12 protein-coding genes are annotated in these 12,165 nt (G+C 64.2%); 6 read left to right on the top strand and 6 right to left on the bottom strand.

The window, feature by feature from the left end:
* Positions 1 to 3 precede the first annotated feature (3 nt).
* The 3 genes from cysT to oscA all read right to left on the bottom strand — a co-directional run bounded on the left by cysT (position 4) and on the right by oscA (position 2,384).
* Positions 4 to 822 (bottom strand): sulfate ABC transporter permease subunit CysT, encoded by an 819-nt coding sequence (gene cysT / locus G7020_RS07025; RefSeq protein ID WP_181083198.1) that lies wholly within the window; start codon positions 820 to 822, stop codon positions 4 to 6.
* Positions 823 to 1,028: 206 nt separating this feature from the next.
* Positions 1,029 to 2,027 carry a sulfate ABC transporter substrate-binding protein gene (locus tag G7020_RS07020; protein WP_181083197.1) on the bottom strand — a complete coding sequence of 333 codons (999 nt, stop codon included), beginning with the start codon at positions 2,025 to 2,027 and terminating at the stop codon, positions 1,029 to 1,031.
* A gap of 174 nt (positions 2,028 to 2,201) precedes the next feature.
* On the bottom strand, positions 2,202 to 2,384 hold the full coding sequence (oscA, locus tag G7020_RS07015) for a sulfur starvation response protein OscA (RefSeq protein ID WP_125864333.1): 183 nt from the start codon (positions 2,382 to 2,384) through the stop codon (positions 2,202 to 2,204).
* Positions 2,385 to 2,614: 230 nt separating this feature from the next.
* Here oscA and G7020_RS07010 point away from each other — a divergent pair, with 230 nt between their 5' ends.
* The 4 genes from G7020_RS07010 (at position 2,615) to G7020_RS06995 (ending at position 6,289) form a co-directional block, all read left to right on the top strand.
* A complete protein-coding gene (locus G7020_RS07010; RefSeq protein WP_181083196.1) occupies positions 2,615 to 3,196 on the top strand; it encodes an alpha/beta hydrolase in 582 nt (193 codons plus the stop codon).
* A 63-nt stretch (positions 3,197 to 3,259) separates the two neighbouring features.
* Entirely contained in the window at positions 3,260 to 4,198 is a 939-nt protein-coding gene (locus G7020_RS07005; RefSeq protein ID WP_181083195.1) for a sigma 54-interacting transcriptional regulator, read from the top strand.
* A gap of 264 nt (positions 4,199 to 4,462) precedes the next feature.
* A complete protein-coding gene (epsC, locus tag G7020_RS07000) occupies positions 4,463 to 5,383 on the top strand; it encodes a serine O-acetyltransferase EpsC (protein WP_258189272.1) in 921 nt (306 codons plus the stop codon).
* Positions 5,384 to 5,884: 501 nt separating this feature from the next.
* Positions 5,885 to 6,289 (top strand): hypothetical protein, encoded by a 405-nt coding sequence (locus tag G7020_RS06995; protein WP_181083193.1) that lies wholly within the window; start codon positions 5,885 to 5,887, stop codon positions 6,287 to 6,289.
* A 158-nt stretch (positions 6,290 to 6,447) separates the two neighbouring features.
* Here G7020_RS06995 and G7020_RS06990 read toward each other — a convergent pair whose 3' ends face one another.
* Positions 6,448 to 7,347: a LysR family transcriptional regulator gene (locus G7020_RS06990; RefSeq protein WP_181083192.1), complete on the bottom strand. Its 900-nt coding sequence runs from the start codon at positions 7,345 to 7,347 to the stop codon at positions 6,448 to 6,450.
* 159 nt (positions 7,348 to 7,506) lie between these two features.
* Here G7020_RS06990 and trpB point away from each other — a divergent pair, with 159 nt between their 5' ends.
* Both trpB and trpA read left to right on the top strand, forming a co-directional pair.
* Positions 7,507 to 8,718, top strand: coding sequence for a tryptophan synthase subunit beta (gene trpB / locus G7020_RS06985; protein WP_181083191.1), 1,212 nt, complete (start codon positions 7,507 to 7,509; stop codon positions 8,716 to 8,718).
* Positions 8,715 to 9,524, top strand: coding sequence for a tryptophan synthase subunit alpha (gene trpA / locus G7020_RS06980; RefSeq protein WP_181083190.1), 810 nt, complete (start codon positions 8,715 to 8,717; stop codon positions 9,522 to 9,524). Before trpB ends, trpA begins: the two co-directional genes overlap by 4 nt.
* 65 nt (positions 9,525 to 9,589) lie before the next feature.
* Here trpA and G7020_RS06975 read toward each other — a convergent pair whose 3' ends face one another.
* Both G7020_RS06975 and G7020_RS06970 read right to left on the bottom strand, forming a co-directional pair.
* Positions 9,590 to 10,759 (bottom strand): YeeE/YedE thiosulfate transporter family protein, encoded by a 1,170-nt coding sequence (locus G7020_RS06975; protein ID WP_181083189.1) that lies wholly within the window; start codon positions 10,757 to 10,759, stop codon positions 9,590 to 9,592.
* 106 nt (positions 10,760 to 10,865) lie between these two features.
* Positions 10,866 to 11,792: a sulfurtransferase gene (locus tag G7020_RS06970; protein WP_181083188.1), complete on the bottom strand. Its 927-nt coding sequence runs from the start codon at positions 11,790 to 11,792 to the stop codon at positions 10,866 to 10,868.
* Positions 11,793 to 12,165 lie beyond the last annotated feature (373 nt).

Genomic DNA, 12,165 nt, shown 5'->3' with positions numbered 1-12,165 from the left:
TCCTCAGGGATGCGCGATGCGGCGCTGCAGCAGGTTGATCAGCAGCAGCAGGATGAAGGACACCACCAGCATCAGCACGCCGATGGCCGTGGCGCCGGCGTAGTCGTACTGGTCCAGCTTGACCATGATCAGCAGCGGCAGGATCTCGGTCTTCATCGGCATGTTGCCGGCGATGAAGATCACCGAGCCGTATTCGCCGACGCCGCGGGCGAAAGCCAGGGCGAAGCCGGTCAGCCAGGCTGGCAGCAACGCCGGTAGCAACACGTGACGCGCCACCTGCAGCGGGCGAGCACCGAGGCAGGCGGCCGCTTCCTCGACTTCGCGCGGGATGTCGGCCAGCACCGGCTGCAAGGTGCGCACCACGAACGGCAGCGTCACAAAGGTCAGCGCCAGGGTGATGCCCAGCGGGCTGTAGGCGATCTTGAAACCCAACGCGGTGGCGAACTGGCCGACCGGGCCGCTGGGTGCGTAGAGCGCGGTCAGGGCGATGCCGGCGACGGCGGTCGGCAGCGCGAACGGCAGGTCGATCATCGCCTCGATGACCTTGCGGCCGGGGAAGGTGTAGCGCACCAGCACCCAGGCCAGCAGGGTCCCGATGATGCCGTTGAGCACCGCCGCGACGAAGGCGGTGCCGAAGCTGAGCTTGAGCGCCGCCAGCACGCGCGGGGCGCTGATGATGGCGATGAACTGGTCCCAGGTGAGTTCGGTGGTCTTGAGAAACAGCGCACCCAGGGGAATCAGCACCAACAGGCTGAGGTACACCAGGGTGTAACCCAGCGTCAGCCCGAAGCCGGGTATGACGGGGGAGGTTTGACGGGACATGATCGGCCTTGTCTATCGAGCAATGTGTCGGCTGAAGCGTCACGAGCGCAGCTCAGACAAGGCGAAGACCGGCGAGGGCCGCGGAATTTACGAGCTGTAAATGAGCAGTACTCACTTCGTTCGCCCTCCGGGCCGCGCTAAAGCGCGTTAGCCGCAAGCGGCTTTCCGAGCCGGTCTTCAACGCAGTATGAGCAAGCGCAGTAGCTTCATTCGGTCTGGTAGATCTGGTCGAAAATGCCGCCATCGTTGAAGAACTTCGGTTGCGCGGCCTTCCAGCCGCCGAAGTCGTCATCGATGGTGACCAGCTTCAGCGGCGGGAACTGCTCCTTGAACTCGGCGCTGACCGCTTCGTTGCGCGGACGGTAGAAGTTCTTCGCGGCGATGCGCTGGCCTTCTTCGCTGTACAGGTAGTTCAGGTAGGCCTCGGCGACTTCGCGGGTGCCCTTGCGCTCGACGTTCTTGTCCACCACGGCCACCGGCGGTTCGGCGAGGATCGACAGCGACGGCGCGACGATCTCGAAGTTGTCGCCGCCCTCTTCCTTGAGCGCCAGGAAGGCCTCGTTTTCCCAGGCCAGCAGCACGTCGCCAATCTGGTTGTTGACGAAGGTGATGGTCGAGCCTCGGGCGCCGGTATCCAGCACGGGCACGTTCTTGTAGAGCTTCTCGACGAAGGCCTGGGCCTGCTGCTCGTCGCCGAACTTCTGCCGGGCGTAGGCCCAGGCGGCGAGGAAATTCCAGCGCGCGCCGCCGGAGGTCTTCGGGTTCGGCGTGATCACTTCGACGCCCGGCTTGACCAGGTCGTCCCAGTCCTCGATGCCCTTCGGGTTGCCCTTGCGCACCAGGAAGACGATGGTCGAGGTGTACGGCGTGCTGGCCTGGGGCAGGCGCTCCTGCCAGTTCTCCGGGATCAGCTTGCCGAGCTTGTGCAGCTCGTCGATGTCGCCGGCCAGCGCCAGCGTCACCACGTCGGCGCGCAGGCCGTCGATCACCGCCCGGGCCTGCTTGCCCGAACCGCCATGGGACTGCTGGACCTTGATCGGTTCGTGGCCCTCGGCCTGCCAGTGCTTGTTGAAGGCTTCGTTGAATTCGACATAGAGCTCACGGGTCGGGTCGTAGGACACGTTGAGCAGGGTTTCGGCGGCCACGGCGGGACCGGCGATCAGCGCGCTGGCCAGGGCGGCGAGCGCGAAGCGACGAATGGACATGGTGCAGCTCCTGAAAAATCGAGTTCGGTGTTGGCTGTATCTGTTCAGGGTGTTGGGCAATCAGCACCGCATTCGCGGGTGACAGCTGCAATACCGGTGCGTGTGCATGTGATGGCTCTTGCTCATGTTCACGCCCTCCGGTGGTCCAGTCGGGCTAGGGTTGCAGGGGGTTGGTCAGGCGTTCTTGCCGGGGCTCGGCTGCAGACGAAACTTCTCCTTGCGCTCGATCTGCACGACCTGGCCGTTGTGCACGGTGATCTCCACCGAGCCGAACTTGAGGCCGTTCAAGGCGCTGTGGATTTCGCGCAGGATGCTGGCTTCGTCCTGGCCTTCGAGGTTGCGAATGGTCGCGGTCATTTTCTTCTCTCCGTGGAAGCCTCCAGACGACCCAGACGGTCGTGGCCAGTGAGGCGTGGAGCGGATAATAAACAGCCCTCACGTATTCTTTAAAAGACTTATTAATAACATTTATATGACTATTTAGAATAACCAGATCCTGAAAAAAGGAATAAGCAAATAATTTCTTATTCCTTTGTAGAGCTTCTTCTTGTTACTAGACTGCCCCCCTGACCACAGGAGGGCTTCCCATGCGCCGCACGTCGATCCGCTATCTGATAGTTCCGGGCTGGTATGGCTCGCCGGATGATCACTGGCAAAGCCACTGGCAACGCGTGCTGCCCAACAGTGCCCGCGTGGAGCAGGCGGACTGGCTTGCACCACGCCGCGAGGACTGGGTTGCCGAGCTGGAGCGGTGCATCGCATATGACGCTCAGCCGGTGGTTCTGCTGGCACACAGTCTGGGCTGCATCACCATCGCTCACTGGGCGGCACAAGCGCCGCTGGCATCACTGCAGCGGGTTAGCGGCGCGCTGCTGGTGGCGCCAGCTGATGTGCAGCGCAACCATTGCCCCGAGGCGCTGCGCAATTTCGCACCGATTCCTCGACTGCCACTCCCATTCGCCAGCCTGCTGGTCGGCTCCGACAACGACACCGCCGCCAGCGCCGAGCGCGCACACGAGATGGGGCGGTCTTGGGGCAGCGAGATAGCCATCCTCAGCGGTGCCGGACACATCAATGTCAAATCCGGGCACCATCGCTGGGAACAGGGGTTCGCCTACCTGTATCGCCTGCAAAGCCGCATCGAGCGCAACGCCCGCAAAAGCGCCTGAATCACGCTCTACCGACAATCCAGGTAAAGGCGGGCCGCCGGTAGCCTGCCTGTGAGGCAACCCATGAGCGACACCCATATCATTGCGCCGCTGTTGAGTTTTCCCGACGAAGAACGCAGCCCGTTGAGCATTCGCGCCAAGGCGCTGGTTTTCGTGGATCCGCGGTCGCGCCGGCTGCGCGATGAAGTTGATCGCCTGGCACCCCTGCCGATTCCCCTGCTGATTCATGGGGAGCCGGGCACGGGCAAGGAGCTGCTCGCCCGGCATGTTCACCGTGAGAGCGAGCGCGGTGGGCTCTTCGTTGCAGTCAACTGCGGCGCCATCAGTGCCGCTCACGCCGAGGCGGAACTCTTTGGCTACGCCGCCGGTGTCCGCGGCGCGTCGAGCAGCAGCCGCGCCGGCTGGTTCGGTTCGGCCAACGGCGGCACGCTGTACCTGGACGAGATCGGCGATCTGCCGCTCACCCTACAGGGCAAGCTGCTGGCGGCGCTTGAAACCGGCGAAGCCTGGCGCGTCGGTGCCACCCAGGCCATACCCGTGGACGTCCGCCTGGTGGCCGCGACCAGCATTGACCTGAGCCAGGCCGTCGCCGCCGGCAAGTTCAATCAGCAGCTCTTCGACTACCTGTGCGATGGCCGGCTGGATCTGCTGCCATTGCGCGGGCGCACGGACGACATCCTGCCGCTGGCGGAGTATTTCCTTGGCATCTATGCGCAGCGCCTGAGCCTGTCCCTGCCCCTGATCAGCCCCGCCGCCCAGCGGCTGCTGGAAGATCACGCCTGGCCGGGCAACACGCGCGAGCTGGAAAACGTCATTCACTTCGCACTGCTGGTCAGTAGCGGCGAGGAGCTGTTGCCGGCGCATTTCAACCTGCCAGCCCCACTGGCGCAGCTCGACGCGCACCTGCACCGGCTGCTGGCCGGAGGCGACCGCCAGCAACTGTCCGCCTTGCAGCAGCTACTGCAGCGTTTCAGCGGACCTTTGACCAAGGCGCTGACCTGACTCGCTGGCTGTACAGCCGCTGGACTCATGCTCGCCAGGGATCAACCCCGTCGGCGCCAACACATCGGGCTTACCTATCGAATGCCAGTGCTCGCCGTTGCTACACTGCTCCACGACCCATGTTGCCGAGGCAGGCAATGGACCGAAGCGGCTTCCCCGTGTATTTCCCCTTCCGCACCCGAACCTGCCGACGGCTTTTTCCAAGGAGTTCCCATGTCCGACAAGCTCGACGGCCAGTCCCAAGGTCGAGATGAATGCTCACAAATGCCTTCGGGACCGGTGAGCTGGCAACTGGAGCAGATCGTCGGCGAGCTGCGCACCGCCCGTACCGAATGGCGCGTCAGCACCGGTCGCGCCCGCGAGCTGGGCAGCCGCGAGCTGCCTTCGCGCCAGGCGCTGGAATGCATCTTCTCCGACCTGCGCGGCGCGCTCTTTCCCATGCGCCTGGGCCCCAGCGACTTGCGCCTGGAAAGCGAGGATTTCTACGTTGGCCATACCCTGAACAACGCGCTGAACAGCCTGCTCTGCCAGGTGCGCCTGGAACTGCGCTACGCCGCCCGCCAGCGCGGCGAGCCCGAAGCAGGCAGTGACGCCGACGCAGTGCGAATCGTACGCGACTTCGCCGCGGCCCTGCCGCATATGCGACGCCTGCTCGACAGCGATGTCACCGCGGCCTATGCCGGCGACCCGGCGGCGCGTAGCGTCGATGAAGTGTTGCTGTGCTATCCGGGCATCCTCGCGGTGATCCATCACCGCCTGGCCCACCATCTGTACGCGGTCGGTCTGCCGCTGCTGGCGCGCATCGGCGCGGAAATCGCCCATTCGGCCACCGGTATCGACATCCACCCCGGCGCGCAGATCGGCCATAGCTTCTTCATCGACCACGGCACCGGCGTGGTCATCGGCGAGACGGCGATCATCGGCAACCACGTGCGTATCTACCAGGCCGTGACCCTCGGCGCCAAGCGCTTCACCGCCGACGAAACCGGCCAGTTGCACAAGGGCCGCGCACGCCACCCCATCGTCGAAGACGACGTGGTGATCTATGCCGGAGCGACCATCCTCGGTCGTATCACCATCGGCCAGGGTTCCACCATCGGCGGCAACGTCTGGCTCACACGCAGCATCCCGCCAGGCAGCAATATCACCCAGGCCAGCCTGCAGCATCAGACGAAAAGCGATTAGTAAGGGGATGCAACGCAGGCGCTCAACCTTCGTTGCGTGACAGGCGGTTATTCGGCGGACAGTTCGCGCTCGACAGGTAATCGACCACCATCGTCCCCATCGCCCATGTGGTTGGGCGCCGCTATGGTCGGTTCCTAATCTTCCGGCGTCACGCCGAGGAGCACGAGCCCGAATCTGCGCCGCTGAAGGTGCATTTGCGGGCACTGGTGCGCCAGTTCCGCATTTGAAAATAAATATGTGGCACGTCGATCGATACGCCACCAATTGTCTTTCTGGAACTTCTCCCATGCCGCCGGCCAAGTTCTAATTCAAAATAAACTCCTTATCTCAACTTAACGTACTACTTTGCACTACTACTCTCCGCTCCTTTTGTATTAGATGCTTTTGTACGCTTGACACTTTTTTCTAGCGATCACAATATTTCTCATAACAAAAATAGCCGGTCACAAAAATAATTGCTGTATGGCGCTTGAATTCGCCAATAGAACAAGGAGCACTTCAATGCTTGGTTACTATGCGCAATACAGCAAGGAATACATCACCATCCTGATGATCGTAACCACCCTGTTCTTTGCATTACCCATCTTCCTCGCCCCACTCCAGTGGGCCCGGCTCATGCGCTGGACCATTCCCGAACAGGAACACCTGGCCATCTATTTCGGCCGCTGCCTGGGTGCGTTCATTCTCGTGGTTGAAGTTGCCATGTTGCGCTCGGCTACCACCGGCACCAGTTTCAGTTATGCCTTCGATATTCTTTTCGTCGTCTTCACGTTAATGTTTGTGGTGCATGTTTATGGAGCGATTAAAAAAATCCAGCCTATTACCGAAACCCTGGAAATCGGTTTCTGGATGATTCTCTTCGTCCTCAACATCCTGTTCTATCCCGCCACCAGCATCACGTTTTAAACGCCGGGCAGCGCCGAGGCTCTTAGCCGCATTTCGGCGGTCGGTGCTCCCGGTGGTGATCTGCAACGATTGCCACCTGCTGCCGCAACTGTTCGAGGACGCTCAGATCACCTTTCCAGAAATCGACGGCCTGACGAAGCCAGCCTCGCTACCGGCCTTCAGTGAGCGTTCTGCGCTCCGAGTTCCCCGCGCAACCACTCGGCCAGCCGCTCCGCACGCCGATCGACGCGGCGCGCGGGCACCCACAACGCCAGCCGTGCCGGGGTTTCGACGAAGCCCCAGGGCGCCAGCAGGCGACCTGCCGCCAGGTCGTCGGCGACCAGTTGCTGCGGCGCGATGGCTACGCCCAACCCGGCCAGCGCCGCTTCCAGCAGGAAATACAGGTGCTCAAAACTCTGCCCCAGTCGCAGCTCGGTCGGCTCCAGCCCGTTGCCACGCGCCCAGCTCGGCCAGGCCTGTGGACGCGAAGCGGTGTGCAGCAGCGCCTCGCCGAGCAGCACCGAGGGCGCTGCCGCGCGCAGTTCGGCGCAGCGCGGATGGTGCGGGCTGAGCACCGGGCCGATGCGCTCGGGGGCCAGCTCGAATACCCGCATATCGGCCGGCCACGGCGGTTCGGCGAACCACAGGGTGGCGTCCAGACCGGCTCGACGCGGGTCGAGCTCGCCCTCGCTGGCCGATAACTGCAGACGCAGGTCGGGCAGCTCGCGGTTGAGCCGGTCCAGTCGCGGAATGAACCAGCGCGCCAGCAGGCTGCCGGGACAGCCGAGCACGAACGGCGCCTCGGCGGTCTGCCGCTGCAGTTCCGCGCAGGTGCTACGCAGGCGCTCGAAGGCCTCGCTGGCGACGTCGCGCAGGCGAATGCCGGCATCGGTGAGTTTTACGCCGCGCCCTTCCTTTTCCAGCAGCGCAATGCCGAGGACTTCTTCCAGGCTCCTGAGCTGCCGACTGATAGCGCCGTGAGTGACATGCAGCTCGCTGGCCGCCTGCTTGAGGCTGCCGAGACGCGCCACGGCCTCGAAGGCACGCAGGGCATTGAGCGGTGGAAGGATGGCATTCATTAGTGAGTTTTCCTGACGAGTTGAAACGATCTTATCGCTTTTTTTCCCCGTCGCATCCGGTTAGGGTGCATCCCATGTCGTAGGAGCCAGCTTGCTGGCGATCCAGCTGATCGCCAGCAAGCTGGCTCCTACAAGACCGAGTTCCCCAGGAGATCGCCCATGACTTCATACCGCAACGGCCCCGATGCCCGCGGCCTGTTCGGCTCGTTCGGCGGCCAGTACGTCGCCGAAACCCTGATGCCGCTGATCCACGAGCTGGCCGCCGAATACGAAAAGGCCAAGCAGGACCCCGAGTTCGCCAAGGAACTGGCCTACTTCCAGCGCGACTACGTGGGCCGCCCTTCACCGCTGTACTTCGCCGAACGCCTGACCGAGCACTGCGGCGGCGCGAAGATCTACCTCAAGCGCGAAGAGCTGAACCACACCGGCGCGCACAAGATCAACAACTGCATCGGCCAGATTCTTCTGGCCCGGCGCATGGGTAAGCAACGCATCATCGCCGAGACCGGCGCCGGCATGCACGGCGTGGCCACCGCCACCGTGGCCGCGCGCTTCGGCATGCAGTGCGTGATCTACATGGGCACCACCGACATCGACCGCCAGCAGGCCAACGTCTTCCGCATGAAGCTCCTGGGCGCCGAGGTGATCCCGGTCACCGCCGGCACCGGCACCCTCAAGGATGCGATGAACGAGGCCCTGCGCGACTGGGTGACCAATGTCGACAGCACCTTCTACCTGATCGGCACCGTGGCAGGTCCCCACCCCTATCCGGCCATGGTCCGTGACTTCCAGGCCGTGATCGGCAAGGAAACCCGCGACCAGTTGCAGGCCCAGGAAGGCCGCCTGCCCGACTCGCTGGTGGCCTGCATCGGCGGCGGCTCCAACGCCATGGGCCTGTTCCATCCCTTCCTCGATGAGCAGAGCGTGCAGATCGTCGGCGTCGAGGCCGCCGGCCACGGCCTCGACAGCGGCAAGCACGCCGCCAGCATGGCCGGCGGCGCGCCGGGCGTGCTGCACGGCAATCGCACCTTCCTGCTGCAGGACGAGGATGGCCAGATCACCGACGCCCACTCCATTTCCGCCGGCCTGGACTATCCCGGCGTCGGCCCGGAACACGCCTGGCTGCATGACATCAAGCGCGTCGAGTATGTGCCGATCACCGACCACGAAGCCCTGCAGGCCTTCCACGACTGCTGCCGCCTGGAAGGCATCATCCCGGCGCTGGAGTCCTCCCACGCGCTGGCCGAAGCCTTCAAGCGCGCGCAGGGCCTGCCGAAGGATCATCTGATGGTGGTCAACCTGTCCGGTCGTGGCGACAAGGACATGCAGACCGTCATGCACCATTTTGCCGAACAGGAAGAACGCATATGAGCCGCCTGCAGACGCGCTTCGCCGAGCTGAAACAACAGAACCGTGCCGCCCTGGTGACCTTCGTCACCGCTGGCGACCCGGACTACGCCACCTCGCTCGCCATCCTCAAGGGCCTGCCCGAGGCCGGCGCCGACGTGATCGAGCTGGGCATGCCCTTCACCGATCCCATGGCCGACGGCCCGGCGATCCAGCTGGCCAACATCCGTGCACTGGACAACGGCCAGAATCTGGCGAAAACCCTGCAGATGGTCCGTGAGTTCCGCCAGGACAACCAGACCACCCCGATCGTGCTGATGGGCTACTTCAATCCCATCCACCAGATGGGCGTCGAACGCTTCATCGCCGAGGCGAAGGAAGCCGGCGTCGACGGCCTGATCGTCGTCGACCTGCCGCCGGAGCATAACGAAGACCTCTGCGACCCGGCCCAGGCCGCTGGTATCGACTTCATCCGCCTGACCACCCCGACCACCGACGACGCACGCCTGCCAGTGGTGCTGAACGGCAGCTCGGGCTTCGTCTACTACGTCTCGGTGGCCGGCGTGACCGGTGCCGGTTCCGCGACCCTGGAGCACGTCGAGCAGGCCGTCGCGCGCCTCAGGCGCCACACCGGGCTGCCGGTGGCCATCGGCTTCGGCATTCGCACCCCGGAGCAGGCGGCGGCCATCGCCCGGCTGGCCGATGGCGTCGTCGTCGGCTCCGCCCTGATCGACCATATCGCCAAGGCCAGCAGCTCCGAGGAAGCCGTCGCCGGCGTGCTCGGCCACTGCCGGGAACTGGCCGCAGGCATCCGCAACGCTCGCAGCTGACGCCTGGGCCTGCTTCAGCCCACCGCCTGGGCTGAAGCGACAGGCATGCTTCCAGCCTGCAGCGCTTATCCCAGGCGCAGTAACGCGCGCAGTTTCAGCCCGAGCAGCGTGCCGAGCAGGCAGAACACGCCAAATACCCAGCCTGAAGCGGCACCGGCCATCACCCCGGACAGCAGGGTGCCGACGGTGCAGCCCAGCGCCAGCATGCTGCCCCAGCCAAGCAGCACGCCGCCGAGCAGGTTGCACAACCATTCGCGTGGCGCCGGCAGACGCGGCTGGAAGTCGCCGGCTGCCAGTGCGCTGGCCCAGGCGGCGAACACCAGGCCGAGAATGAACAGCCCGTTATTGGACAGCAGACTGTCCTTGATCACCGTGGCGCAGCCGGAAAACCCGTCCAGCCCCTCCAGCCGTTGCGGCAGCCAGCCGAGACCGTCGGCGCCGGTGCGCGCCAGGCTACCCAGTTCCGCCGTGACGCCCAGCGGACCGACGCGCAGGTAGGCCAGGGTCGCCAGGCTGCCGATCAGCAGCCCGCCAACCCAGGTCGGCCAGCGCGTGCCGAACAGCAACGACCACAGGCCAGCGGAACGCGGCGCACCAGTCGCTGGCTGGCGATAGCGCAACAGCCAGGCGGCAAGCGCGCCGAGCAGTACCAGCTGCAGCAGCAGAGAACCACCGTAGCCCAGCAGGCCGGGCAGCCAGAGCACTGGCGCCTGCTGGATGCTGGCCAGGTACAAGGGGTTCCAGCTGAGGAAGCCGAGGGCGAAGCCAAGCAGCGCGCCGGCCAGGGCCGCCAGCGAGGCGAAGGCGCCTTCGCCGAGGCGGTAGAGGTGGGCGCTGATGCACGACCCGGAAATCGCCATGCCGATGCCGAACACCGTCGCGGCCAGGGCCAGCACCCAGCTCAACGGGCCGACGTGGGCGTCCGGCGGCAGGCGACCGCTACCCGGATCGGGCAGGAAGGCGCCGAACAGCGCGTGATAGCCGAGGGTGCCCACGGCAAGCGCGGCGAGCAGACCGAGCAGGCCATCCGGGACACGCCGTTCGATGAAATCGCGGGTGACGCAGAAGAAGCAGAAGCGCGAGCGCTGCAATAGCAGGCCGAACAGAGCGCCGCTGAGCAGGGAGAAACTGAAGGCGCGCCCCTGGTGGCTGCCGTCGGCCAGCTGCCAGGCAGCCAGCAACAGGGCGGCACCGAGCAGCACGGCGCCCGTGCGGGAAATCGAGAAGGCGGTCATCGGTTGTCCTTGATGAGCAGCCACAAGCCACAAGAAAAAGCCTGACGGAGCTGTTGAGCCCGCACACTGATCACTTGCAGCTTGCAGCTTGCAGCTTGCAGCTCTGCTACTTGCCGCCCCAGACCGTGCCGGCCAGGTTGGTCACCGGCACGCCCACGGCGTTGCCGTATTCGGTCCAGGAACCGTCGTAGTTGCGCACGTCGTAGCCGAGGATCTTCTTCAGGGCGAACCAGGTGTGGCTGGAGCGCTCGCCGATGCGGCAGTAGGTGATGACCGGCTTGCTGCCGTCGATACCCACCGCGGCGTAGACCTGCTTCAGCTCCTCGGCTGATTTGAAGGTGCCGTCGGCGGCCACCGCCTGCCCCCAGGGTACGTTCACCGCACCGGGCACGTGGCCGGCGCGGATGGCCAGTTCCTGTACGCCCTGCGGGGCGAAGACCTTGCCGCTGTACTCGTCCGGCGAGCGGATATCCACCAGTTGCACGTCGCTGCGCTTCTCGGCGGCGGCGAGCACGTCCGGCAGGTAGGCGCGCAGGTCCTGGTTGGCAGCCTTCACCGTGACGTTGCCGGCGACCGGCGTACCGCTGCGGTTGTCCAGCGCGCGGCCTTCGGCTTCCCATTTGGCGCGACCGCCGTCGAGCAGCTTGACGTTGTCGACGCCGTACACGTCGAACACCCAGGCGCTCCAGGCGGCGAACCAGTTATTGTTGTCGCCGTAGAGGATGGTGGTGCTGTCGGCGCTGATGCCGGCCTTGCGCAGCAGGTTCTGGAAGTCTTCCTGGCTGGCGATGTCACGGCGTACCGGATCGACCAGATCGCTGTGCCAGGCGAAATTCACCGCACCGGGAATGTGCCCGCGTTCGTAGACGCCAGGCACGACGCTGACCTCGACGATGCGAACCTTGGGATCGTTGAGATTCTTTTCCAGCCAGTCGGTGCTGACCAGGTATTCGCTGGCGGCCTGTGCCGAGGTCGCCTGGAGCAGGGTGGCGGCGACCAGCAGGCCGGCGCCGAACAGGGTTCTGACGTTCATGTCGTTATTCCTTTGCGTATTTTTCAATGGGCTGCCCGGCAGCTCGTACGATTTCAGTGGGTGTTGGGTGGTCCAGCCGAAGCGGCTGAAAAACATGGCCAGCCTCGGCGTTGACGCGCCGGCCAGCACTCGCGGGGTCGGATCACGTACTACTTCAGGTAGGAAACAGGTAGTCCGGTGATCCGGTGAGAAGAAGCTATACGATCTAAAAAAATCAAATCCAATAACTTTTAGGAATTTGCTTAGCCCGGATTTCTCATGACCGCATAAACAAAAACGGCTGAAAGCCTTATGATTCTTGTCGCCAAACAAAGCCCCATAAGTCTTCAGCCGCGCACAAAATGCTACCAGAAAAACTCCACTTTTCACCCCT

Origin of the sequence: Stutzerimonas stutzeri (assembly GCF_013522825.1) — a bacterium.
Taxonomy (GTDB): domain Bacteria; phylum Pseudomonadota; class Gammaproteobacteria; order Pseudomonadales; family Pseudomonadaceae; genus Stutzerimonas; species Stutzerimonas stutzeri_AK.
Note: the sequence above shows the minus strand (reverse complement) of the source record. Positions and strands in the feature narration are given on the sequence as shown.